Consider the following 24,336-nt stretch of genomic DNA (forward strand, 5'->3'; position numbering starts at 1 on the left):
TTCTGAAGTCCCCTTTTTTTAACTACTTGAAGTGACGGGAACATCATATCGGTCATTTGTTGATTTTAACGGCTATTTTTGTTAACGAAATGTAAAATCACAAAATGGACATAAAAGTCGCTGCTACTGCCTGGAAAGAGAAAAACGCTCCTCATTTATAACAAATGAGAAGCGCTTCTTTTTTTATTTACAACCAGCTTATACCCCACTCCACGGATTGAATCAATATGAACCGAGTCGGGATCAAGCTCCAGCTTTTTACGTAAGGAACTGACGTGTACATCCACTGTCCGTTGACCGCCGATGTAGTCAAAGCCCCACACGGCATTCATTAGATCATCCCGAGTCAGGACCACACCCGGCTTGCGGGACAAATAGAGGAGCACCTCAAATTCCTTCGGTCTTAAGCTGATGGACTGACCTCCAAGAATGACTTCATATTTCTCAGGGTAGATCTCCAGCTCGCCCAGTTGAATTTTGGAGCCATCTTTCTGTTCAGACAACACTCCTTCATCCCCTCCGGATGTTCTTCGCAGTACAGCCGTTACGCGGGCCAGTAGCTCAGAAACGCCAAAAGGCTTTGTGATGTAGTCATCAGCACCCGACTTCAGTCCTTGGACCACCTCAGCCTCCCCGTTTTTAGCGGTTAGAATAATGATAGGTGTTGTCAGCCCCTGATGGCGAAGTCTGCTGAGAATATCCAATCCATTCATCCCCGGCAGCATCAAATCCAGCAGGATCAAATCGTAGGATTCTCTGGAGGCTCTTTCAAACCCAGCACTGCCATGATCCTCCGTGTCCACTTCGAAACCTTCTTGTATCAAATTGTAGGATAGCAATCTGGCAAGCGTTGGTTCATCCTCAATAACCAGCAAACGTTGTCCCATTAATAACTTCATCTCCTGTTTACCTGTTAAAGGCGCATTGGTCAAAATCCTGAAATCTTTTCCGTACTCATGCGACACCCGTTTATTTTATCACGGCATTGTTAACACAATGTAAAAAATGTTATAGTTCATTCTTCCTGTTGCAATAACGGTAATTCAACGGTAAACGTGGTACCCAAACCAAGCTCGCTTTCCACTGAGAGTGTACCATGATGTAGATCGACCAAGTGCTTGACGATGGACAATCCCAGTCCCGTTCCGCCCGAGTTGCGCGAGCGTCCTTTGTCCACACGGTAAAAGCGCTCAAAGATACGTGGCAGGTCCTTCTTCGGTATCCCAATACCCGTATCACTGACTGTAAATACGACCTTTTCCGTGTCATTGTCCCGTTGTAACGTTATAACCTTGATCTTTACCTTGCCGCCATCAAGGGTATAGTTAATGCCATTAGACAAAAGGTTCAGGAAAATCTGCTGAAGCTTATCTTCATCTGCCTCCATAAACAGTTCATCTGGGATATCCATGTGCAGCGTAATTCTTTTTTTGGCAGCTACATTGTTCAGTTTCTCCAGCAATGATTCTATGAATGATGAGATATGAATCGGAGAGCAATCCAGAGGGGACCGTTTGGACTCGATTTTGGAAAGCTCCAGAATATCGCCGATCAGTCGATTCAGTCGTTCGCTTTCGTCATATATAATTTGCAAAAAGGAACGGGCCGTTTCCTCATCTTTAACCCCGCCACCAAGCAATGTCTCGGCAAAACCCTTGACTGCGGCAATCGGTGTTTTTAGCTCATGGGATACGTTTGCCACAAATTCGCTTCGCATATTTTCCAACCGTCGAATAGCTGTAATATCCTGCAACAAGAACAGCATCCCCCGGTATCCCCCTTCATCCTCATACATAGGGACACCATCCAGCAAAACGAGTCGTTCCTCAGGATTGTACAAATGCACCTCACCATGCAGCCTTTCTCGGCTTTGTATACTGCCCTCAATTAGCTTTGTGAGCTCATAGTGCTTCTTCAGCTCATGATACGGCTTGTCTGTCACCCGCTTACCCACGACACCGAGCATTCGCTCAGACTCACGGTTGACAAGCGCTATGCATTCACGAGCATCAATCATCAGAATCCCGCCTGTCATATTACTCATGACACTCTGGAGGAGATCCTCATTGTCACGTATCGTTTTCATTTGGTTTTGGAGACTGTCGGCCATACGATTAATGGCTTCACCCAGTTGTCCTACCTCATCCCGGCGCTGTACACCGACCCTAGCGTCATAATCTAGTCCTGAAATGCGGTTGGCTACCCCTGTAATATGTTCAATGGGCGAGGTGAGGCTGCGAGCAATACGATAGCTCATCAGTCCAGCAGCAATAAACAGCAACACAAGACCGATCCCGATGGCCGTCCAGCCTCGCTGCATTCCCTCTTCCACCGCTTTCAGACTCATGGACAAACGGATATATCCGTCAAAGCCCTTGTCCGATACAACAGGCTCAGCGACGTATAGCATGTTTCGTTGCAAAGTTTCACTGTAGCGTATCGTCCGTCCGATTCCCTCCGACGTAGCTTGCCGTATTTCTTCACGCGATGCATGGTTTTCCATCTTGCGTGGATCGCTTAACGAATCACCCACCACCGTTCCATCCTTACGAATGAAGGTCACTCGCGAATCGGTCAGATGGGCAATTTCCTTCGCCTTCTGAGAATAATAGGAGACGTAATCTGTGCTGGATAGGGCATCAGCATTAACAAATGGGAAAGTAGCGCGAAGCAGATCGATCTCGCGACCCATGTTCTCCTCTAGCACCTTCATATTCGAATTTTTGAAAATTTGCCCCATAGTGATCCCAGCAGCAAGGACAGATACGCCAATCAAAATCAGCATGATCAGGGTAAGCCTGAAACGAAACGATTTCATAGAAATTTGCCCATCCTTTTATGTAAGTTAATCTCATTCTACAGGCTACCTGCATTATGTTCCACTGTGAAAAGAAAAAAAGGCCGGAGCAAAAGACGGGACTGACCCCCGTTTGTGAGACAGGGATCAAAACACCTTCCAAGTTTAAGCAGCCAGTTGTCGGAAATGAACCGGCGACTGGTTGTTTAGTTTTGTTTGAATGCGAATTGAGTTATAGTAAAGGATGTACTCTCGAACGGTCTGCTCGACGATTGCCGTCGTCGTACAGGTTAAACCTTCGAGGTAGAACGTTTCAGACTTTAGTGTGGAATGAAACGATTCGATGGGGGCATTATCAGCAGGCGTTCCCTTACGGGACATGCTCATGGTAATGCCTTTTCCTTTTACAGCTTCCTGGTAGGCCAAGGATGTGTAGACGCTGCCTTGATCGCTATGAAGTATTGCACCTGGTAGAGATGGCAACTGACGAAGGGTATCGAGCACAAATGCGGTATCCTGCTTGTCAGCTATACTGTATGCCACAATCTCTCCGTTAAACAAGTCTAAAATACTCGACAGATACAACATTCTTCCTCCAAATGGCAAATACGTAATGTCCGTTACAAGTTTTTGCATAGGCGTATCTGCTTCAAACTGTCGCTTTAGCAGATGCTCCGCGATATGAATGGGTTGCCCAGTAGGTTTCCGTTTCTTCGCTTTGACACGACATTGCAGCCCTTCACGCTGCATAATCCGTTGCACGCGTTTGTGGTTTACCATATACTCCCTCCGAAGCAAGGCGGTGATTTTCCGGTATCCATAACGATATTTATGCTGGATACAGAGTTCGCGGATTTTCTCTACCAAGTGATCCTCAAGTTTGCTCGCATACTCCGCCTTCCAGCGATAGTACGTGGCGCGAGGGATTCCTATCCATGCACAAGCTTGCTTCACACTCACTTCCCCTCGGATCGACTCTATCCACTCCATTACGATCTTTGACGATACCTCCTCTCCAGTACGCTGTACTTTTTTAGCAACTCTAGTTGTTGTCTCAAAAACCTGTTCTCAGCCTGGACCTTCTCTAATTCCGAAGTGTATTCGGGCCCTTTACCGTAGCTGTATTGTTTACCTACAGGCTGCTCTAAACGGTTCTGCTCGCCATTACGGTACCATCTCATCCAAGTTTCCACTTGTGTCTTGTTTCGTATGTTTAATTGCTCCATGATTTCTTTGACCGGTATACCAGCAATTCTCATTTCAATCGCCTTCATTTTAACTTCTAATGGATAACTGACTCTTGTTGCCAACGAAAAAACACCTCCAAGGTTGTCTCCATATCTTACGACATGGTTGCATTCTCTTGAAGGTGTTTTGATTTGTCTCACGTTAAGGGGTCAGTCCCGACTGCCCCAACCTTTTCTTTATCCTCTTATCCGTTTACAACTTCACCGCCATTGATATGAATAACCTGCCCGCTTACATAAGACGAATCGTCTGAGGCAAGGTACACATAAGCTGGCGCTAATTCTTCCGGCTGACCTGGGCGCTTCATAGGCTGTGCTCCTCCAAATTCGCTCACTGTTTTTGCATCAAAGGTAGACGGGATTAACGGTGTCCAGATCGGTCCTGGGGCTACAGCGTTCACCCGAATACCTTGATCCGCCAAATTGAGCGAAAGGGAACGAGTGAATGATGTGATTGCCCCTTTGGTGGAGGAATAATCAATGAGTGTCTTATTCCCAGCATACGCGGTAATCGACGTTGTGTTGACGATCGCGCTCCCTTTCTTCAAATGCGGCAATGCCGCTTGTGTCAGGAAGAACATACCGAAGATATTCGTACGGAACGTGCGCTCCAACTGTTCTTTGGTGATATCCTCCAGCTTTTGCTGTGGATGCTGCTCGGCCGCATTGTTCACGACAATGTCGAGCTTGCCCAGTTCGTTCACCGTCTGTTGCACCGCTTTTTTGGCAAATTGGTCATCTCCGATATCGCCAGGAATCAACACGCATTTGCGTCCTTCCTGTTCGACTTGACGCTTGGTTTCTTCCGCATCCTTATGCTCATTCAAGTAGACGATAGCTACGTCCGCACCTTCTTTAGCATACGTGACAGCTACAGCCCGCCCAATTCCACTGTCTCCACCAGTAATCAGTGCAACTTTGCCTGTGAGCTTGCCAGCCGCTTTGTAAGTTGATTTTTCAAATTGAGGTGCAGGCGTCATTTTGGATTCAATCCCCGGTTGCTGGTCCTGATGCTGTGGGGGCAAGGTTTGCTGAGGTTGGTTGCTTTTAGCCATTATACATTCTCCCTTCAAAATCAGATATTTTTTAGGATGCAACATTTGCATCCACTCTACTCCTGATTTACCACACAAACTTATCGGTTAAACGAAAAAAGAAAAAACTAGCTATCTGAGCACACAAAAAAACGGCCTGTGCTTATTCTGCACAGACCGCTTTATTCAACGTTAGCCTTCGTCATTATTTAATTGGCCGATTAAAATGGTTCATTAAATAATATGGCTGTATACCATTAAAATCGTAATTAGAATCATGAAGACAGCCAGCAGCGTGCTGAACATCCGCATTTTACCAGCGTATTGCGTAATCGGCTGTTGGTTGCGAACCGCTTCCAATGACAAGCGTAATGGCTTACCCATAGCACCAGCGATACCGGAAATGGCAAGAAACAACACCAACACAACAACGATCCATGCTACCGAATAAGAATCCCAAACAAAGATCATATAGATGCCGCTAATAAGCACAAGAATCAGTGCAAATTGAGCCAGACGGTTCAATAGCTGTACAGCCGATATCGTCCCTTCCTGCGTGCTTGGAGCCAATTTGTCGATTTTGCCCACGACGAAGGGAAGCAATAAATAAAAGCCCATTGCCAGTGATCCAATAATGTGAATGAAAAACATTTTTTACAACCTCCCAGTTCTTTGTTTTCTTACAAACTGTTTTTTTTCCATAGAACGATCATATTCCAACGAATGACTAGCATCTTTGCAATGTTTTGGGACATGCTTTTCTATGTAACTATTAGTGCATATGAACTCTATTATACCGGGGAAGTGGATCAAAGCAAAGGAATAGGACGGGGAAAGTTTCAGCTTGGGGGGAGGGTACAAACCCAAACTGAAATTTTCAATATTAAATGAAAAGGAAGAAAAAGAATAGACTATTAAAAAATAAAAGAGGTGGCCAGCAGCCATAACGTTGGCTAGGGGACACCTCTTCAAGTAAAAGTATACTATTTTAGTAGAAAATCGGATCTATACGTTGACTATTTTAGTCACATTGCGAACCGCTTCAGCGGATTCATCGAGCGCTGCTTTTTCTTCGGCTGTCAATTCCAACTCGAACACTTTTTCGATGCCATTACCGCCAAGAAGTGTAGGCACACCGAGGAACAAGTCCTGATAGCCATACTCTCCTTCCAGGTAAGCAATGACTGGAATAATCCGTTTTTTATCTTTTACAATCGCTTCTGTCATTTGCGCAAGCGAAGCTGCCGGAGCATAATATGCGCTGCCATTACCCAATAGGTTAACGATCTCTCCGCCGCCCACTCGTGTACGTTGTACGATCGCCTTGATACGTTCCTGAGAAATCAGGTTTTCGATGGGTATACCTCCCACGCTGGAATAGCGTACGAGCGGCACCATATCATCACCGTGACCACCCATAACGAAGCCGCGCACGTCTTCAACCGAAACGTTCAGTTCCTGTGCAATAAAGGTACAATACCGGGCTGTATCCAGCACACCTGATTGACCAATAACCCGATTTTTCGGGAAATCAAGCGTTTGGTATGCAGTATAGGTCATAGCATCGACCGGATTACTCAGAATAATGACGATAGAATCGGGCGCATACTTCTTCACATTCTCACATACGGATTTTACAATTCCTGCGTTCGTATTGACCAAATCATCACGGCTCATACCCGGCTTGCGCGCGATCCCGGCTGTAATAATGACGATATCCGAGTTAGCTGCATCCTCGTAATTAGAAGTGCCCATGATCTGGGTGTCAAATCCCTGCACTGGACCAGCTTCCAAAATATCAAGCGCTTTGCCTTTGGTCGGATTCTCTAGTTGCGGAATATCGATGAGTACGATATCACCTAACTCCTTTTGAGCCAGCAGCAATGCGGTAGTGGCACCGGTAAAACCGGCGCCAACTATGGATATTTTTTTGCGTTGAATGGTCAAGTAGTATTCCCCTTCCTTACAGGTTACTAATAATGGTATCCGCAAACTCGGAGCATTTCACCTGTGTAGCACCATCCATCAGACGGGCAAAGTCATAAGTTACAATCTTCTTATTAATGGACGTCTCCAGCCCTTTGTAAATCAGGTCAGCTGCTTCTTTCCAACCCAAGTGTTCAAGCAGCATGACGCCGGACAGAATTACGGAACCTGGGTTCACTACGTCTTTGTCAGCATATTTGGGAGCTGTACCATGTGTAGCTTCAAAGATAGCATGCCCGGTTACATAGTTAATGTTTGCACCTGGCGCAATACCAATTCCACCAACTTGAGCAGCAAGAGCATCGGACAGATAGTCCCCGTTCAGGTTCAGCGTAGCAATGACATCAAATTCAGAAGGACGAGTCAGCACCTGCTGAAGTGCAATATCAGCAATCGCATCCTTGATAATGATTTTGCCTGCATCTTCAGCTGCTTTTTGAGCTGCATTTGCCGCATCCTCACCTTCTTTTTCCTTGATGACATCATATTGGGCCCATGTAAATACTTTATCTGCAAATTCTTGCTCGGCTACTTCATAGCCCCAGTTCTTGAAGGCACCTTCGGTAAATTTCATAATGTTACCTTTGTGTACGAGCGTTACACTCTTGCGTCCGTGGTCAACAGCATACTGAATAGCTGCCCGTACCAGACGCTTTGACCCCTCGGAAGACACTGGCTTGATCCCAATTCCTGAAGTTTCAGGGAAACGGATTTTATTCACGCCCAGCTCTTGCTGAAGGAACTGAATCACCTTTTTCACGTCTTCGGACCCTTCGGCATATTCGATCCCTGCGTAGATATCTTCTGTGTTCTCACGGAAAATGACCATGTCCACCAACTCAGGACGTTTTACTGGAGACGGGACACCGTTAAAGTAACGAACAGGACGCAGGCAAACGTATAAATCCAGTTCTTGGCGCAATGCCACATTCAATGAACGGATACCACCGCCAATAGGTGTCGTAAGTGGACCTTTAATGGCTACAATATACTCACGGATGGCTTCCAACGTATCGTTAGGGAGCCACTCGCCGTATGTATTGAAAGCTTTCTCACCAGCGAATACTTCATACCAGGCAATCTTTTTCGTGCCGTTATATGCCTTTTCTACAGCTGCGTCCAGTACGCGCTTGGAAGCTTTCCAGATGTCGCGACCTGTGCCGTCACCTTCGATAAACGGAATGACCGGATGGTTTGGAACCTGCAGTTGACCGTTATCAATCGTAATTTTTTCGCCTTCAGTTGGGAGCTCAAACTTTTCAAATTTCGCCATAAGTTCCTTTTCCTCCTCAGATATGAATGGGTACAGGACGAAAGACATGATCTTTATCATAGACAAAAAATTACATCTCTCGCCGACCCTTCTATTGTACCTTATTTTTTAAATTCAGGGTATACAACCTCAATCTTCCTCCAAAGGTTAGCGCAACTCTGGTGACACATATTTTTGATCCATTGGGCCTGTGTATTCGGCACGAGGACGAATCAAACGGTTATTTTCATACTGCTCTAAAATATGTGCAGTCCACCCCGATACACGGCTCATAGCAAAGATAGGAGTAAACAAATCCCTCTTAATACCCAGCTGGGTATATACGGAAGCAGAATAAAAATCCACATTCGGTTTCAAGCCTTTTTGCCCTGTTACAATACTTTCAATTCGAACTGACATATCAAACAACGTAGTGTCGCCATTCATTTCTCCCAGTTCGCGGGACATTTTGTGCAAATGCTTGGCACGCGGATCACCGTTTTTATAGACACGATGTCCGAAGCCCATAATTTTTTCGCGGTTATCCAGTTTGGCCTGAATATAGGAGTCCACCTGATCCAGACCGCCAATCTCCTCCAACGTTTTGGCAACAGCCTCATTGGCTCCACCATGCAACGGTCCTTTTAAGGCCCCGATGGCAGACGTGATCCCGGAATAAATATCTGATAAAGTGGCTACCGTTACACGCGCAGCAAAGGTCGAAGCATTCAATTCATGATCGGCATGCAGCACGAGAGCCTGATTGAACGCTTTAATAGCCGTCTCCTCCGGATCCCTGCCAGTCAGCTGATACAAAAAGTTTTCAGCAATAGAAACACCTTTTTTAGGCGCAATTGGTTCCAAGCCTTCGCGTATACGTGCTATGGCTGCCACAATTGTGGGCAATTGCGCCTGAAGCTTGACGGTTTTAGTCACATTGGACTCTCTTGACATATCATCCGCCTCTGGGTCATACAAAGCAAGAGACGATACAGCTGACCTCAAGGCAGCCATCGTGCTCAATTCTTTCGGGTATAACTTTAATTGAGTAATAATTTCATCCGGAATAGCAGCATAGTCGCTTAACTGGCTGCGAAGCTCTTGCAATTGTTCTTGGTCAGGTAATTTTCCAAACCACAACAAATAAGCTACCTCTTCAAAATCGGCGTTAACAGCCAAATCATCAATGTTATAACCCCGGTACGTGAGAACGCCATCTACGATAGAGCTTATGGAGGAAGTGGTCGCTACGATCCCTTCCAGACCTTTGGTCGCCGTCATCGTTACATCTCTCCTTTGTAAAAACATTGTGAACGGACTTGCAATGTAAACATTTTCAAAAGTAAGATATGTCTTTTAAATAGCTGAGTAATGTTAACGCCATATGTCAATATTTAAACCTTCTTTCACTATACTGGATTTTGTCGTTTATGTGAACATTGAGGGCTATTCCAACACATTCAAATGTTTTATCGCTTCTATAAAGAAATTTTTGAAACCCCTTACAAAAAATATGAGCTCATTTGCACTTTTTTACATAGGTCTTGTCTTACCCTCTCCCCGCATAAGTATAGTAGAGCACTGATTTTAAGGTGAAAGGAGTCGTGAGCGCTTGAGCCGGTTAATCCTGAATCGCATATTACGTGCTCTATGGGTCGTAATCGTGATTGTAGCTCTGTTGCTGGGCATATATGTGCTGTTCCCTCTCGTTTATCCTTTCCTATTCGCCTGGCTTGTGGCCTATGCTATGAACCCACTGGTCGTTTTTTTGCGTAACAAGGCTCGTATGCCGCGTTGGGCAGCTGTCACGGTCTCATTATTTGTATATTTAGGCGGAATCGCAATCATCCTGTCTGCTGCAATCACCCGCATGGTTCGAGAAGTGATTAAGCTGGCCATGACTTTTGACGGGCATATCGAGCGTTTTAAAAGCCTGTTTATTGATTGGACTCAAAGCGATTTGATCCAAAATATAATTATTGAAATCAACCATTTTATTCGGGATAATCCCGATTACCAACACACCATCAACAGCAATATTGATAAAACGACTCAAACCGTCAGTTCGGCTGTTACTACGCTAGTTGGTCAATTTTTTAATGGGGTTTTGAATTTGCTAACCTCTCTGCCTAATATGGGAGCTGTGCTTATGGTTATTGTATTATCGGCCTTTTTTATTAGTAAGGATTGGGATCGACATTATCGGATACTTTCGAATACGGTTCCAGATACGTTCCGCAAACCATTGTCAGATATTTGGCACGATCTGCGTAAAGCATTGTACGGCTATTTGCGTGCACAGTTTATTATCATTTCCATTACGGCATTAACGGTTATCATTGGGCTGTTCATCTTACGTGTAGAATCGGCCTTTACCATCGGTTTGATGATCGGGCTGGTGGATTTGTTACCTTATTTAGGGGTTGGCATTGTGATGATTCCGTGGATACTGTATGCGTATATGTCAGGGAATTTAGCACTAGGGGTTGGATTGTCGATCCTATATGCCATCCTGTTGATTGGACGGCAGATCGTGGAGCCTAAGGTGCTGGCCAGCAGCGTGGGATTGAACCCGCTTCCCACCCTCATCGGTATGTTCATCGGGCTCAAGCTGTTTGGCGTTTTAGGACTCATTATCGGACCTGTATCACTCATCGTCCTTGATGCACTAAATCGCGCAAATGTCATTCAGGACTTGCGCAACTATATTCTTGCTGGAAGAGTCCGTTAGTCATGGATAGGGGATAACGGCAGCTCAGTCAAAAGCGCCGAAATGTAATACTGCCGTTTTTCATTTTTTTCTCCAGCCACTTTAATAAAAAACGTCGGTACAATACTCGTGTTAAAGGAAATACCAACGTAAAACCAATAATATCCGTTATAAATCCAGGGATGAGCAGCAAGCTCCCACCGAAAAACACACATAATCCATCTAGCATTTTACGGCCGGGCATTTGGCCCCGATTCATTTCATTTTTGGCATCCGCAATCACCTTTCGGCCTTCAAATTGCATCATGGCAGCGCCAATCAAGGTCGTCAGAATAATGAGCAGAATAGTTTTCCCCGCTCCAATCCAGTGACTTACCCATATAAACCCGTACAGCTCCGCCAAAGGAATGAGCAGCAGCAACAGCCACAGACGTTTACGCATCATCATGACTTCTGTCCCTCCCCGCCTGCAAAAGCAGACCTTAACGCAGTGTACAACTCAGGTAGTGCCTGATCAAGCCGAACGGGCTTCCAGTCGGTATTCAGCCACACATGTCGTGTCGTTCCTGTGACCAGCAGTTCTCCCGGCAGCGTGTCAGCCTCTGTCCATACCTTTCCCACATTCTTTTGGTGCTCCTCCTCCGTTACCCGTCGAACCTCATAAGTATAGTTCAAACGTAGTCTGGAGAAGTCCGTAATAGCGGTATAAATAGTAACTAAATCATCATATCGAGCAGGACTCGCATATTTCGCATTGATTTCAATAACTGGCAGCAAAACTCCCCGATCTTCCATACTCCGGTAGTTAAAGCCTGCCTGCCGGATCATTTCCGTACGCCCGATCTCAAACCAGTTTAAATAATTCGCATGATACACGACCCCCATCTGGTCGCTTTCCTGATAACGGACACGTAGAGGTGCGCCATACCATCGTAGTTGCGTTTGTTTCTCCTCTTGAGTCATACAAGCTCTCCTATCTTTGTGCATCTTTATCTCTATTTTGCTCTCTCTCCATTAAACCATATTTACCGCCTGGGAACAAAAAGAGGGCCGAACCATACGGCCCCCCTCTCAAAGCATTTACAATGATGGCTTTATTATTGTGGCAACGGCTTGGACAGTTTATAATATCCACTTTCCGAAGCCAGTTTCAGTAAGCTTTTCGCCTGACTTCCGGCCCAGGCGTAACCGAGTCGTCTTTCTTCACTAATTTTCATGATGTCCGTATACTTTTTGCCATCTCGGTCTGAGAAGAAATACTTATTGTCCTCCACATTGTAGAAACGATACCACATCACGCTTGATGCATCCTTTTGGAAAAACTCCGGACCTTGACGGTTGTATTTCATACCGTCGATCCGATTCGCATCAAACCATTTCAAGGCACTCTGAGCAGCCTTTTTCACCTCAGCCGTCTGCGGTTGAGACATCAAGAAGGCCGTAATGCCTACCGATTCCGTAGTTGTTTTGGAAGCAAGCTCGAATGCTCGCGCAGGTACAGATTCATAAGTAACCGGATCATGCTGTGCTCCCCAGATTGTCGGTGTGCCATTGTTTACAATTTGAGCTTTAATTGTGTACTGTACGCCTTTATTCAGAGCCTGCTGAAGTCTGGAGCGATATGTATTGTCAAGAATATCGCTATCAAACGGCTGCCTTTTGTTTACAATGTCATCTGCCAGTACCATCACTCTAACCATTGCATCATCGTTGTAGGTTGCGGCATCGGAATAATTACCACGTTTAGGATATACCTGCGGCCAAGCACCGGAGGAATATTGAGAGGTTAATACAAAATCAATTGCTTTTTGTACACTGTTCTTAATGTCTTTGTTTTTGGTTTTTTTGTATACATCCGCTAAAAAGCGGATCTCGGTTGTCGTGGCCTCGTTATCAAACGTTCCGAGTTCAACACCATCCTTGCTCTTCCATGTAGAGCGAGCTGCCTTGCCATCCCATTTGGATTTATAATTTTTTTCCATCGCTTTGAAGAATCCGCCATGCGGCAATTGCCACGATACAATATTCAAGGCAAGCGTAGTGTCCTTGGATGTATTCCCTGTAGAAAATTTACTAAAATCACGATACTTGTCCAGCAAACTACTCACATTCACACTAGCCAATGGAACAACAGCATTTTTGTAAACGTTTGCATCATTGTACACGGCCTGGGTAACACTCGCACCTGCATCAGTCAAATTCTGCTCAGCTGCTGCCCATGAAGGGCTGACAAGTCCAGTTGTTAGGGTAATAGCCATTCCAGAAAAAGCAATCCATTTGACAGATTTTTTAACGTTAAACCTCATTGCAAACCTCTCCTTTAATTGGATTGTGGTATTACAAGAACTATTAAACACATGTATTATATGAAAATATAACCAAATAATCAATATATTTTATTATATACAAATGTAAGAGTTTACTAAACTAACATAAAAAAACATCTTACCAATACTAGAGGGACTGACCCCCGTTTGTGAGACAGGGATCAAAACACCTTCCAAGTTTAAGCAGCCAGTTGTCGGAAATGAACCGGCGACTGGTTGTTTAGTTTTGTTTGAATGCGAATTGAGTTATAGTAAAGGATGTACTCTCGAACGGTCTGCTCGACGATTGCCGTCGTCGTACAGGTTAAACCTTCGAGGTAGAACGTTTCAGACTTTAGTGTGGAATGAAACGATTCGATGGGGGCATTATCAGCAGGCGTTCCCTTACGGGACATGCTCATGGTAATGCCTTTTCCTTTTACAGCTTCCTGGTAGGCCAAGGATGTGTAGACGCTGCCTTGATCGCTATGAAGTATTGCACCTGGTAGAGATGGCAACTGACGAAGGGTATCGAGCACAAATGCGGTATCCTGCTTGTCAGCTATACTGTATGCCACAATCTCTCCGTTAAACAAGTCTAAAATACTCGACAGATACAACATTCTTCCTCCAAATGGCAAATACGTAATGTCCGTTACAAGTTTTTGCATAGGCGTATCTGCTTCAAACTGTCGCTTTAGCAGATGCTCCGCGATATGAATGGGTTGCCCAGTAGGTTTCCGTTTCTTCGCTTTGACACGACATTGCAGCCCTTCACGCTGCATAATCCGTTGCACGCGTTTGTGGTTTACCGTATACTCCCTCCGAAGCAAGGCGGTGATTTTCCGGTATCCATAACGATATTTATGCTGGATACAGAGTTCGCGGATTTTCTCTACCAAGTGATCCTCAAGTTTGCTCGCATACTCCGCCTTCCAGCGATAGTACGTGGCGCGAGGGATTCCTATCCATGCACAAGCTTGCTTCACACTCACTTCCCCTCGGATCGACTCTATCCACTCCATTACGATCTTTGACGATACCTCCTCTCCAGTACGCTGTACTTTTTTAGCAACTCTAGTTGTTGTCTCAAAAACCTGTTCTCAGCCTGGACCTTCTCTAATTCCGAAGTGTATTCGGGCCCTTTGCCGTAGCTGTATTGTTTACCTACAGGCTGCTCTAGACGGTTCTGCTCGCCATTACGGTACCATCTCATCCAAGTTTCCACTTGTGTCTTGTTTCGTATGTTTAATTGCTCCATGATTTCTTTGACCGGTATACCAGCCATTCTCATTTCAATCGCCTTCATTTTAACTTCTAATGGATAACTGACTCTTGTTGCCAACGAAAAAACACCTCCAAGGTTGTCTCCATATCTTACGACATGGTTGCATTCTCTTGAAGGTGTTTTGATTTGTCTCACGTTAAGGGGTCAGTCCCTAGATTAGTAAGATGTTTTTTTATGTTTCATATATATAACAAGTCGCCAAACTGCACAGCTTATCCAAAGCGACCCATGATGTATTCTTGAGTCAACTCGTTTTCAGGATTGGTGAAAATATCATTTGTTTTCCCATGTTCAACCAAACTTCCGACATAAAAATAAGCCGTATAATCGGAAATCCGTGCAGCCTGCTGCATATTGTGCGTCACAATAACGATGCGCAGTTCTTTTTTCAATTCGGTAATAAGCTCTTCCACCTTGCCTGTAGACACAGGGTCCAGCGCGGAAGCTGGCTCGTCAAGCAACAGAATTTTCGGTTGGACAGAAAGTGCACGTGCAATACAAAGCCGCTGCTGTTGCCCGCCAGACAGAGCAAGAGCGGAATCGTGAAGACGATCCTTGACCTCATCCCATAATGCCGCCTTACGCAGGCTGCTTTCGACGATTTCATCAAGCTGCTTCTTTTTACGCACTCCCCGGTATTTAGGACCGAAGGCAATGTTATTATAAATCGATTTGTAAAAAGGGTTAGGCCGCTGCCACACCATGCCAATTTGCTGACGCAGCTTGATCACGTCCGTCTCTGGCGCCGTCAAATCCTGTCCGTCCATCCAAATATGTCCCGTTGTCGATGAAGACGCAATCTCATCATTCATTCGGTTAAGGGAACGCAAAAAAGTCGATTTACCACAGCCGGAAGGCCCAATCAGGGCGGTCACGGTCTGCTCTGGAAAGGCTAAGTTTACTTTTTTCACGGCCTCAAAACTTCCGTAATAAATACTCAAATCCTCAGTACTGAACGGATGTGGCGCTTGCCCCGCAAGTTGTTCTGAACGCGTAGACTGAACGGATGTTGCTGGTGTGGCGGTTTTTGCCGTTCGTGTAATCACATGCTCCATTGTTCTCATCCCCTTTCTAATCCATTCGTTTGGCAGCTGTCAACCGACGGTAAACGACTCTTCCGAACCATCTTGCACTCAAGTTGAAGACCAGTACCAGCAGCACCAATACCGCAGAAGCGCCTGCGGCGATATCTTTGGAGTCAGGAGCAATGCCTTCACTGTTGACCTTCCAAATATGAACAGCCAATGTTTCAGCAGGTCGCATCGGATTAATAGGCGATCTGGCATGCAATGGATTCCAATCGGTAAAATCAAGCGGCGGCGTACTCATCCCTGCTGTAAACAGCAATGCGGCGGCTTCCCCGAAAATGCGGCCTGCGGCCAAGATGGTACCCGTAATCAAGCTTGGCAGCGCAGCTGGCAACAAAATGGAGGTAATGATTTTCCACTTGGACAATCCAAGCGCAAGTCCGGCTTCCTTTTGCTCCTTCGGTACAGCGCGGAAAGCCTGCTCCGTTGTGCGAACCATCAGCGGCAGATTGAATACGGCTAAAGCCAGGGCCCCTGACAAGAGGGAAAAGCCAAAATCAAACGTATTGACGATGAGTAATAGTCCAAACAATCCAATGACGATCGACGGGAACGAGGACAATACTTCAACGACAAGTCGTATGAAGTCCGTAATTTTCCCCGGCTTTGCATATTGCGCCATGTAAATGCCGGCGCCCCAGCCAATTGGAATGGTAATAATCAAAGTTAAGATTAGCAAAAATACAGAATTAAATAGTTGCGGACCAATGCCGCCACCTGCACGTAACGTTTGCGGAGCACTGGTTAGAAAATCAAAAGAAATATGGCTAACTCCGCGGGCCAAAATGAAGCCCAGTAATCCCACCAAAAGTGCAACAATGAACAAGGCGAAGAAACAGATTACAAATGTAGCGATCTTGTCGGTCGTTTTAGCTTTCATCAAACCCGGTTTCTCCTTTCAAGCAGCCTAACCAGCAGCACGAAAATGAATGTCATGAGCAGAAGAACAAGCGCCATACTCCAGAGTGCATTGTTATGAACAGAGCCCATCGCTGTGTTGCCCATGCTAAGTGTAATGACGCTGGTCAAGGTCGAAGCGGATTCCAGCAAGGAATGCGGTATGTGCGGAGCATTCCCGATAACCATCTGTACAGCCAATGCTTCTCCGAAGGCACGAGCCATACCGAGAATAATTCCTGTTAAAAGAGCAGGCAGCAACGTCGGAATAATAACACGGGCAATCGTCTGCCAGCGGGTAGCACCCAACGCATAAGAGGATTCACGCAGCCCTCCCGGCAAAGAAGACAACGCATCCGCCATAATACTCGTAATTGTCGGTAAAATCATAACTGACAACACAAGGCAACCTGCGAGAATACCGATGCCTTGTCCCCCGAACACGTTTCGCAGCAGTGGGACGATTACGGTCAAGCCGACAAAGCCATAGACAACCGACGGAATGCCGGATAATAATTCAATGGCAGGCTGAAGGATACGTTTACCCGATTTTGGCACGATTTCCGTCATAAACAAAGCTGCACACAAGCTAAGCGGACTGGCAATTAAGGCCGCTAATATGGTTACGGCAAAAGAACCCGTAATGAACGGAAGCGCGCCGAAGGACTTGGGCTCGCCATCCGGGCTCCATTTGGTTCCAAAGAAAAATTCCCGCAGACTGACTCCATTCACCGCAAATGTAGCTACACCTTTGGAGGCAACAAAATATACGATGGAGACAATGACTGCAACTAAAAAAACGACACAAACCGACGTATAGATGCGGCCGGTCCATTCTTCCCAGTAATGTCTTTCTTTCATAACTCGGGATCGTTTATTCTGTTCCATGTATGCCTTCCCTTCAATTGGTTCCATACTGTGACTCCTTTAACCGAAGAATAGAGGCCGGACGCTAGTCCGCCTCTTCTTCGTGAATATACTCGCGTTAGCTGCGTTCATCCGAACAGGAGATCGCTCTCCTTATTTCGTGATATTACCGTCAGCATCACGTTTCACTTGCATACCTGATACCGGAATGTATCCCAAGTCTACAACGTCTGTTTTTTGGATTTCATCAGACAGAATGTAGTCCAAGAATGCTTTTACATGTTCTTTTGGCTCACCCTTGGTGTACATATGCTCATATGCCCACACTGGATATTTACCTTGTTCTACATTTTCAACGTTAGCTTCCACACCGTCATACTTCAAAGCAGTAACTGTGTTGTCGATGTAGGACAGAGCCAGGTAACCAATCGCACCAGGTGTTTCAGCAATCAACTTTTTCACAGTACCAGAGGAATCTTCCTGGATGGAGCCTGGCAGATCTTCCGTTTTTTGTCCCAGTGCATATTTTTCAAAGGTTGCACGAGTACCGGAGCTGCTTGGACGGTTCACGATCACGATTTTTTGATCTGCACCACCAACTTCTTTCCAGTTCGTAATTTTACCTGTGAAGATTTGTACCAGTTGATCTTTTTTCAGGTCTGTTACGCCTACTTTGGGATTCGCTACCGCTGACATGGCTACAACAGCTACTTGGTGATCGACCAACTCTTCTGCGCCACTCTCCAGTTTTTCCTTTGCAAACACGTCAGAGTTACCGATATCCGCTTGTCCACCGGATACTTGAGTCAAGCCAGTACCGCTACCGCCACCCTGCACTTGAACTGCAATGCCTTTATATTTATCGACAGCCATAAATTTTTGTCCCGCTTGCTCTACCAATGGTTGAAGTGCAGTGGAGCCAACAGCCAGAATATTACCTGTCAGTTCAGCAGCTGCTTTATTGTCTGTTCCTGCAGCAGCGTCTCCTTGTGGTGCAGCATTGTTACCTGATCCGCAAGCTGCAAGTGCAAATACCATGGTGAGAGTCATCAGAATGAACGGCCATTTTTTCAACATTTTTTATTGTCCTCCCCTTAGTTAAGTGACGGTTTTTTATTTATGACCATCAACACTTTTACATTGTAGGCCTGGAATGTTAGACGAACGACTAGGTTTTGTAAAACAAATATAAAATATTGATAGATAAATTGTTTTTCAGTATATAATTAATCTATAGTATGAATTCACGCATAAATATCAAGTAAGGAGAATTGTTCGATTCCATGAATATTTTAAAATTGCGCATCTTAGTGCTGATCGACAAATTCCATAAAGCGACGGAGGTAGCTGAAACTTTGCACATCAAACAGCCCACCGTCAGCTTCCATATGAAAAGTCTGGAAAAGGAAATGGGTGCAACTTTATTTTCTCTCCAACAAGGGAGGATTATGCTCACTGAGGCTGGTAAAAAAATGCTCCCTTACGCAAAACAGATTCTCTCTCTCGAGCAAGAAGCCAGACAAACTGTAAATGAACTGACAGAACAATCACAGGGTCAACTACGTCTAGGTGCAGAGTCGATTTCGGGCATGTATCTTCTCCCGACTATCATGGCTGATTTTGCTCAGCAATATCCAGAATGTCGTATTCAGTTAGAAATTCAATCTCCGAATGTAATCAAGCAGCTACTGAAAGACGGAGAAGTTGATTTTGCTTTTCTCGACGATGGAGAATCTCTTCTGGAGAATACTGTGGCAGAACCAGTGGCTTCAGATCAGGTGGGAATTATCCGCTCTGCATCGGCAGAGACATCCAAATCACTGGACATCAATGGGGCCGATACGCTGGATAAACACATATGGGTAAAATATAGCGGGGCATCCGTTGTAGATTCCTATTCCTCGCTAGTTAAATCCCATCTGGAAATCAACTCTTGGGAAGCAGTAAAGCAAGTCGTTAGTGGCGGAGAAGCGCTTGCCTTCTTTCCTGCCTGCGGAGTTCGTAGCGAGGATCATACTATCCCCTCGGTGGAATGGCTTCCTTATCCCGAAACTGACAGCACAAAGAGCCATTATCAAATAAACATCGTGTATCAACAAGATGCACATAAGAACATGATGCAACAGGCATTCCTTGATTTTATACGACGAGAAGGAATAAGAACTAGCTAACAAAAAAAGAGCATTCAGGTCTTATTGACCTAAATGCTCTTTTGCTTACTGTAACGAGTAGATGCCGTCCCAGTATTACTTCGTGGAGACTACAATTACGCTTGTGCTGGAACGCAGCTAATTTTGATCAGGTTCGTGGAACCGGAATCACCAAGAGGTACGCCCGCTGTAATCACAACCAAATCGCCCTCTTTAACGAGGCCAGATTTGCGACCACCTTCCAGCGCATTGTCAAACAGACTATCTGTTGTGTCGACGATTGGTCTGCCTTGTACTGCATGTACGCCCCAGATCAGAGCCAAACGGCGAACTGTTCTTTCCTGTGTTGTCACAGCGATAATCGGAGCTTCTGGACGGTATTTAGAGATCATACGCGCCGTTGTTCCGCTTTGTGTGGACGTCAGGATTGCTTTGGCATGCAGGTCAAGAGCAGAAATAGAAACGGATTGGCTGATTGCCTCTGTAATACTAATTTCTTGCGCCGTTCTTTGTTTTTTGAACAAATCGCGGTAGTTCAGAGAAGACTCAGCTTTTTCGGCAATACGTGACATTGTCAATACAGACTCTACCGGATATTTCCCAGCAGCGGTTTCGCCGGATAGCATAATTGCATCTGTTCCGTCAAAAATAGCATTGGCTACGTCACTTGCTTCCGCACGAGTCGGACGCGGGTTACGTTGCATGGAATCCAGCATTTGTGTTGCTGTAATAACAGGCTTGCCAGCTACATTACATTTGTTAATCATCAATTTTTGCGCCAGTGGCACTTCTTCAGCAGGAATTTCCACACCGAGGTCACCACGGGCAACCATCAGACCATCCGAAGCTTCCAAAATTTCATCCAGGTTGTCAACACCTTGCTGGTTTTCTATTTTGGAAATGATTTGAATGTGGCTTGCATTGTGCTTCGCCAACAATTCACGGATTTCCAGTACATCACTTGCTTTACGAACAAAAGAAGCCGCGATGAAATCAATGTCCTGCTCAATACCAAAAATGATATCATTAGCATCTTTCTCCGTAATACCAGGCAATGAGATAGCAACGCCTGGAACGTTAACGCCTTTCTTGCTTTTGATCGTTCCGCCATTGACAATGCGGCATTTGATTTCAGTGCCTGATACTTCAATAACGGTGAGTCCGATCAGACCATCGTCGATCAGAATGGTGGAGCCGGGCTCCACGTCCGAGGGAAGATCCTTGTACGTAATGGAGATACGATCTTGCGTACCGAGAATTTCTTCCGTTGTCAGCGTAATGAACTCGTCCTGAACAAGCTCAATAGGTTCAACTTCGAGCTTTCCTGTCCGGATTTCCGGCCCCTTCGTATCGAGCAAAATAGCAACATTTTTGTTAAGCTCCTTACAAGCTTGACGGATGTTTTTAATCCGGTTGCCATGCTCCTCGAAATCACCGTGAGAGAAATTCAGGCGGGCTACGTTCATACCAGCCATAATCAGTTTCTTCACATTTTCCAATGATTCACTGGAAGGACCGATGGTACATACAATCTTAGTTTTGCGCATTTGGGTTTTTCCTCCGTTTTCAAAGGTGCTACTCTTTATATCTTTTTCCAACAATTAAATCTACTACACTTTTTCCTATTTGTATAGGAAGTTCGTCATATTTATTGTTACCCGTTTCTAGCGTATTACAACATAGGTTCAGATTCCGAAGGTTTTAAGAAAGTATATTGACCTATTTTCCGGAATTTTTGATACCTGTCTTCTCTCAATTCATCGCAGCTCATATTCGTAAGGTCTGCCAAATGGCGTTCTAATAACTCCTTGATTGCAGCAGCAGTCACTTCATAGTTACGATGTGCGCCCCCTTTCGGCTCTGGCACAATACCCTCGATAATCTCCATGCGCAGGAGGTCATTAGCGGTGATCTTCATCGCTTCAGCTGCCTGATCTGCCTTAGAAGCATCTTTCCATAGAATCGAGGCTGCGCCGTTTGGAGAAATGGCCGAATAAATAGCATGTTCCAGCATCAGCACACGGTTACCCACTGCAAACGCAAGCGCACCGCCGCTTCCCCCTCGCCGATGACCACACAAATAACAGGCACCGAAAGCTTTGCCATCTCCCGCAAATTGCGGGCAATCGCTTCCGATTGACCTCTCTCCTCTGCTGTATTACCCGGATAAGCGCCCTTCGTATCAATAAATGTAATAATAGGACGCTTAAATTTGTCAGCCTGCTGCATCAGCCGCAAGCCTTTACGGAATCCTTCCGGATGGGCACTACCAAAAAAGCGTGCAATGTTATCTTTCGTATCCTTACCACGTTGCTGGCCAATGACGGTCACCGGAATACCATTTAGCTTGGCAATCCCGCCCACAACCGCCAGATCGTCTCCGAACAAGCGGTCGCCATGCAATTCAATAAAGTCCGTAAACACCTGCTCGATCAAATCAAGGGACGTTGGCCTTTGATGATGGCGGGCCAGATGCATTTTTTGCGATGCTGTAATGTTAGAATATATTTCTTCTTCCATCTGGAGATAACGTTCTTCCAGGCGGTTAATTTCATCTGTAAAATCAATTTGCTTATCCTGTCCGAATTGCTTAAGTTCTTCGATCTTCTGTCGCATCTCGACCAGGGGCTTTTCATAAGGCAATTCGCCAGCCATTTATTCCTCCCCTTTCACACTGTGCAGATCAAGCAATTGCCCAAGGGTATCACGCAGTTCCTTGCGATGTACAACCATATCCAATTGTCCGTGCTGCAAATTAAATTCGGAAGTTTGGAAATCATCCGGCAGCTTCTGTCTGATCGTTTGCTCAATTACAATACGACCTGCAAAACCGAACACAGCACCTGGCTCTGCAATAATAATATCTCCAAGCATAGCAAAGCTGGCGGAGACTCCACCTGTAGTCGGATCAGTGATCACAGAAATATAAAGCAATCCCTGCTCGTCCAGACGAGCGAGAGCAGCGCTTGTTTTGGCCATCTGCATCAGACTCAGAATACTTTCCTGCATACGTGCCCCACCGGATGTGGAGAAGATGATAAGCGGCAAGCGCTTGTCTATCGCCTGCTCAATGGCGCGCGTAATTTTCTCTCCTACGACTGAGCCCATACTGCCTGTAAAAAAGTCAAAGCTCATCACCGCTACGACAACAGGAAGCCCATGAATAAGGCCGTCGCCCGTAACGACAGCCTCGCGCAGGCCAGCTTTCAGGGTCTGTTGCTCCAACTTACTTGCATATCCCGGAAAGTCCAGCGGATCAACCGAAATCATATCGGCATCATATTCCGTAAACGTGTCTTCGTCGAGCACCATGCGAATGCGATCCATCGCATTCAAACGCATATGGTATCCGCACACCGGACACACTTTCAAATTTTTCTCCAACTCTTTGCTGTATTGAATACTTCCGCACTTGCCACATTTGGTCATAAGACCTTCGGGAATTTCCCGTTTGGGACGATCCGGCATGTCCGCTTGATCGCCGCTCAGCGCCCGTTCCGAAGGGATGGTCGCGTATTTACGCTTCTTTTGGAATAAATCTTTAAACACAACTACACCTCTCCAGCCGTTTATTTGTCAGCCGTAACCGATACAAGGTCCTCTGCCGTCGATGCGGCACCTCTAAGCATTATGTTCATACACACGTCAACGCCAGTTAATACAACATTACCGCCGATCGTGCATCCTTTGTTCCATTCATGCTGCTGTATCACTTCCGCCGTTCCGGACTCAAGGGCGCAAAATCGAATTCAGCACTTCCTGTATTTCTTCGACTTCACCCGAAGGCACAAGTATCTCAAACTGTTGCTTGGATGCACTGATGGCCCGGGTCTGCACCATAAAACCTTCTTCAGACAGTTTGAGCTTAATCATGTCAGCCAGTCTGGCCGTCGGTGCAATATATATCACCGTCCACATGCCTTGTTTCTACCCCCTAAGCCTCAAGTTTTGAGCCCATATAATAGACTCATGATAACATACCTTACTTTTTTCCCGCAACAAAAGCCCTCCTGATCATTCAAGTTCCGTCGGAGGGCCTAGAAAATCATTAATTCTGTTTATTCAGGCCAATTAAACATCCAATGATGCAGGATAATGCTTGGCATGAAGGCTCCGATGGGCAATACGCGAAGAAGCGGCGGCAGCCAATCCGGCGACAAGATCATCTAAAAACACATGAATACCACTGCCTTTTTGGTTCAGCTTTTCGATAATTCCAATCTTTTCTTTATCCAGATAGCCAAAACTGGTCAAGCCGATCATGCCGTACACGCTCGTAATGCCAAGAGCCATTGTCTCGTCCACTCCATACAGCGGTTCGTCTGCCTCCATAATGGCTTGAAGTGGCTGGGGAAGAAGTTTTTTTTCGGCCAGCTCATCGAGCGCAATGCCTGTCAGCAGTGTATATTGTACCTCTCGCTTTTGCAAAACCGCTTTGACACTTTCTACACATTCTTCCATAGTCAAATGAGGATAATATTTTAGCTGAAGCTGAAAAACAATGTCCGCAATGGACTCGATCTGAATGCCTCTGCGATTTAACAAGGTTTCTGCATATTCATAGGACATAATTTCCCTCCCGCTTTCACCATGCAGTTCTATTCTTCCACCGTGCGGGACTTTATGGTGCAGGATACGTGTTGAACCTCCTGTTCCGCCAGTTTTCCAAGTGTATGCGAAAGGGAAGGAAAATGTTCATTAAACCGTTACAATA

The 24,336-nt window shown here is 45.6% G+C and carries 22 protein-coding genes and 1 pseudogene; 2 read left to right on the forward strand and 21 right to left on the reverse strand.

Annotation, left to right across the window (positions count from 1 at the left end; translation table 11 throughout):
• Positions 1-155 precede the first annotated feature (155 nt).
• The 8 genes from BN1546_RS03075 to citZ all read right to left on the reverse strand — a co-directional run bounded on the left by BN1546_RS03075 (position 156) and on the right by citZ (position 9,597).
• Positions 156-887: a response regulator transcription factor gene (locus BN1546_RS03075; protein WP_013370356.1), complete on the reverse strand. Its 732-nt coding sequence runs from the start codon at positions 885-887 to the stop codon at positions 156-158.
• Between the two features lie 128 nt (positions 888-1,015).
• Positions 1,016-2,818, reverse strand: coding sequence for a two-component system histidine kinase PnpS (pnpS, locus tag BN1546_RS03080; RefSeq protein WP_013370355.1), 1,803 nt, complete (start codon positions 2,816-2,818; stop codon positions 1,016-1,018).
• A 144-nt stretch (positions 2,819-2,962) separates the two neighbouring features.
• Positions 2,963-4,107 (reverse strand): IS3 family transposase gene (locus tag BN1546_RS03085; protein ID WP_090735917.1). Its coding sequence is split into 2 segments (ribosomal slippage): positions 2,963-3,834 and positions 3,834-4,107, totalling 1,146 coding nucleotides; the frame shifts between segments, so codons are not numbered across the junction.
• Positions 4,108-4,229: 122 nt separating this feature from the next.
• A complete protein-coding gene (locus tag BN1546_RS03090) occupies positions 4,230-5,099 on the reverse strand; it encodes an SDR family oxidoreductase (protein ID WP_176702318.1) in 870 nt (289 codons plus the stop codon).
• 213 nt (positions 5,100-5,312) lie between these two features.
• Positions 5,313-5,729, reverse strand: a complete 417-nt coding sequence (locus BN1546_RS03095) for a hypothetical protein (RefSeq protein ID WP_090735922.1) — start codon at positions 5,727-5,729, stop codon at positions 5,313-5,315.
• A gap of 354 nt (positions 5,730-6,083) precedes the next feature.
• The gene (gene mdh, locus BN1546_RS03100) at positions 6,084-7,025 is read right to left on the reverse strand and encodes a malate dehydrogenase (RefSeq protein ID WP_025676256.1); all 942 of its coding nucleotides are present in this window, start codon (positions 7,023-7,025) and stop codon (positions 6,084-6,086) included.
• A gap of 16 nt (positions 7,026-7,041) precedes the next feature.
• Positions 7,042-8,337: an NADP-dependent isocitrate dehydrogenase gene (icd, locus tag BN1546_RS03105; RefSeq protein ID WP_016819629.1), complete on the reverse strand. Its 1,296-nt coding sequence runs from the start codon at positions 8,335-8,337 to the stop codon at positions 7,042-7,044.
• Between the two features lie 147 nt (positions 8,338-8,484).
• Positions 8,485-9,597, reverse strand: a complete 1,113-nt coding sequence (citZ, locus tag BN1546_RS03110) for a citrate synthase (protein ID WP_013370349.1) — start codon at positions 9,595-9,597, stop codon at positions 8,485-8,487.
• Positions 9,598-9,928: 331 nt separating this feature from the next.
• Here citZ and ytvI point away from each other — a divergent pair, with 331 nt between their 5' ends.
• Positions 9,929-11,047 carry a sporulation integral membrane protein YtvI gene (ytvI, locus tag BN1546_RS03115; RefSeq protein WP_090735925.1) on the forward strand — a complete coding sequence of 373 codons (1,119 nt, stop codon included), beginning with the start codon at positions 9,929-9,931 and terminating at the stop codon, positions 11,045-11,047.
• 28 nt (positions 11,048-11,075) lie between these two features.
• Here the strand turns inward: ytvI and BN1546_RS03120 are convergent, their stop codons facing one another.
• From BN1546_RS03120 to BN1546_RS03155, 8 genes are all read right to left on the reverse strand, one after another.
• Positions 11,076-11,474 (reverse strand): FxsA family protein, encoded by a 399-nt coding sequence (locus tag BN1546_RS03120; protein WP_013370347.1) that lies wholly within the window; start codon positions 11,472-11,474, stop codon positions 11,076-11,078.
• Positions 11,471-11,989: an acyl-CoA thioesterase gene (locus tag BN1546_RS03125; protein ID WP_044785433.1), complete on the reverse strand. Its 519-nt coding sequence runs from the start codon at positions 11,987-11,989 to the stop codon at positions 11,471-11,473. Before BN1546_RS03125 ends, BN1546_RS03120 begins: the two co-directional genes overlap by 4 nt.
• Positions 11,990-12,123: 134 nt before the next feature.
• On the reverse strand, positions 12,124-13,332 hold the full coding sequence (gene pelA, locus BN1546_RS03130) for a pectate lyase (RefSeq protein ID WP_090735927.1): 1,209 nt from the start codon (positions 13,330-13,332) through the stop codon (positions 12,124-12,126).
• 200 nt (positions 13,333-13,532) lie between these two features.
• Positions 13,533-14,677 (reverse strand): IS3 family transposase gene (locus tag BN1546_RS03135; RefSeq protein WP_090735930.1). Its coding sequence is split into 2 segments (ribosomal slippage): positions 13,533-14,404 and positions 14,404-14,677, totalling 1,146 coding nucleotides; the frame shifts between segments, so codons are not numbered across the junction.
• Positions 14,678-14,832: 155 nt separating this feature from the next.
• Complete coding sequence (gene pstB / locus BN1546_RS03140; protein WP_016819624.1) at positions 14,833-15,675, reverse strand: phosphate ABC transporter ATP-binding protein PstB; 843 nt, start codon at positions 15,673-15,675, stop codon at positions 14,833-14,835.
• Positions 15,676-15,691: 16 nt separating this feature from the next.
• Entirely contained in the window at positions 15,692-16,588 is an 897-nt protein-coding gene (pstA, locus tag BN1546_RS03145) for a phosphate ABC transporter permease PstA (protein ID WP_013309592.1), read from the reverse strand.
• The gene (pstC, locus tag BN1546_RS03150) at positions 16,588-17,520 is read right to left on the reverse strand and encodes a phosphate ABC transporter permease subunit PstC (protein WP_013370343.1); all 933 of its coding nucleotides are present in this window, start codon (positions 17,518-17,520) and stop codon (positions 16,588-16,590) included. The genes pstA and pstC overlap by 1 nt, the downstream gene beginning before the upstream one ends.
• 105 nt (positions 17,521-17,625) lie before the next feature.
• Entirely contained in the window at positions 17,626-18,549 is a 924-nt protein-coding gene (locus BN1546_RS03155) for a phosphate ABC transporter substrate-binding protein (RefSeq protein WP_013370342.1), read from the reverse strand.
• 206 nt (positions 18,550-18,755) lie between these two features.
• Between BN1546_RS03155 and BN1546_RS03160 the strand changes: the two genes are divergently transcribed.
• Positions 18,756-19,643 carry a LysR family transcriptional regulator gene (locus BN1546_RS03160; protein WP_090735932.1) on the forward strand — a complete coding sequence of 296 codons (888 nt, stop codon included), beginning with the start codon at positions 18,756-18,758 and terminating at the stop codon, positions 19,641-19,643.
• Positions 19,644-19,738: 95 nt separating this feature from the next.
• Here BN1546_RS03160 and pyk read toward each other — a convergent pair whose 3' ends face one another.
• The 5 genes and pseudogenes from pyk to BN1546_RS03185 all read right to left on the reverse strand — a co-directional run bounded on the left by pyk (position 19,739) and on the right by BN1546_RS03185 (position 24,191).
• Positions 19,739-21,169, reverse strand: coding sequence for a pyruvate kinase (gene pyk / locus BN1546_RS03165; RefSeq protein WP_013370340.1), 1,431 nt, complete (start codon positions 21,167-21,169; stop codon positions 19,739-19,741).
• Between the two features lie 125 nt (positions 21,170-21,294).
• A pseudogene (locus tag BN1546_RS03170) lies at positions 21,295-22,277 on the reverse strand (acetyl-CoA carboxylase carboxyltransferase subunit alpha).
• Positions 22,278-23,171 (reverse strand): acetyl-CoA carboxylase, carboxyltransferase subunit beta, encoded by an 894-nt coding sequence (gene accD, locus BN1546_RS03175; RefSeq protein WP_013370338.1) that lies wholly within the window; start codon positions 23,169-23,171, stop codon positions 22,278-22,280.
• A gap of 180 nt (positions 23,172-23,351) precedes the next feature.
• Positions 23,352-23,540, reverse strand: a complete 189-nt coding sequence (locus BN1546_RS03180) for a hypothetical protein (protein WP_007429680.1) — start codon at positions 23,538-23,540, stop codon at positions 23,352-23,354.
• 153 nt (positions 23,541-23,693) lie between these two features.
• On the reverse strand, positions 23,694-24,191 hold the full coding sequence (locus BN1546_RS03185; protein ID WP_013370337.1) for a phosphatidylglycerophosphatase A family protein: 498 nt from the start codon (positions 24,189-24,191) through the stop codon (positions 23,694-23,696).
• Positions 24,192-24,336 lie beyond the last annotated feature (145 nt).

The sequence above is a fragment of the Paenibacillus sp. Mc5Re-14 genome, assembly GCF_001049835.1.
In the GTDB taxonomy this organism is placed as follows: domain Bacteria; phylum Bacillota; class Bacilli; order Paenibacillales; family Paenibacillaceae; genus Paenibacillus; species Paenibacillus polymyxa_C.

What these genes read in the sequence shown, in the direction of transcription:
- BN1546_RS03075 (WP_013370356.1), bottom strand. Translation starts at nt 887, where the DNA reads ATGGGACAACGTTTGCTGGTTATTGAGGATGAACCAACGCTTGCCAGA.
- pnpS (WP_013370355.1), bottom strand. Translation starts at nt 2,818, where the DNA reads ATGAAATCGTTTCGTTTCAGGCTTACCCTGATCATGCTGATTTTGATT.
- BN1546_RS03090 (WP_176702318.1), bottom strand. Translation starts at nt 5,099, where the DNA reads ATGGCTAAAAGCAACCAACCTCAGCAAACCTTGCCCCCACAGCATCAG.
- BN1546_RS03095 (WP_090735922.1), bottom strand. Translation starts at nt 5,729, where the DNA reads ATGTTTTTCATTCACATTATTGGATCACTGGCAATGGGCTTTTATTTA.
- icd (WP_016819629.1), bottom strand. Translation starts at nt 8,337, where the DNA reads ATGGCGAAATTTGAAAAGTTTGAGCTCCCAACTGAAGGCGAAAAAATT.
- citZ (WP_013370349.1), bottom strand. Translation starts at nt 9,597, where the DNA reads ATGACGGCGACCAAAGGTCTGGAAGGGATCGTAGCGACCACTTCCTCC.
- BN1546_RS03120 (WP_013370347.1), bottom strand. Translation starts at nt 11,474, where the DNA reads ATGATGATGCGTAAACGTCTGTGGCTGTTGCTGCTGCTCATTCCTTTG.
- BN1546_RS03125 (WP_044785433.1), bottom strand. Translation starts at nt 11,989, where the DNA reads ATGACTCAAGAGGAGAAACAAACGCAACTACGATGGTATGGCGCACCT.
- pelA (WP_090735927.1), bottom strand. Translation starts at nt 13,332, where the DNA reads ATGAGGTTTAACGTTAAAAAATCTGTCAAATGGATTGCTTTTTCTGGA.
- pstB (WP_016819624.1), bottom strand. Translation starts at nt 15,675, where the DNA reads ATGGAGCATGTGATTACACGAACGGCAAAAACCGCCACACCAGCAACA.
- pstA (WP_013309592.1), bottom strand. Translation starts at nt 16,588, where the DNA reads ATGAAAGCTAAAACGACCGACAAGATCGCTACATTTGTAATCTGTTTC.
- pstC (WP_013370343.1), bottom strand. Translation starts at nt 17,520, where the DNA reads ATGGAACCAATTGAAGGGAAGGCATACATGGAACAGAATAAACGATCC.
- BN1546_RS03155 (WP_013370342.1), bottom strand. Translation starts at nt 18,549, where the DNA reads ATGTTGAAAAAATGGCCGTTCATTCTGATGACTCTCACCATGGTATTT.
- BN1546_RS03160 (WP_090735932.1), top strand. Translation starts at nt 18,756, where the DNA reads ATGAATATTTTAAAATTGCGCATCTTAGTGCTGATCGACAAATTCCAT.
- pyk (WP_013370340.1), bottom strand. Translation starts at nt 21,169, where the DNA reads ATGCGCAAAACTAAGATTGTATGTACCATCGGTCCTTCCAGTGAATCA.
- BN1546_RS03180 (WP_007429680.1), bottom strand. Translation starts at nt 23,540, where the DNA reads ATGTGGACGGTGATATATATTGCACCGACGGCCAGACTGGCTGACATG.
- BN1546_RS03185 (WP_013370337.1), bottom strand. Translation starts at nt 24,191, where the DNA reads ATGTCCTATGAATATGCAGAAACCTTGTTAAATCGCAGAGGCATTCAG.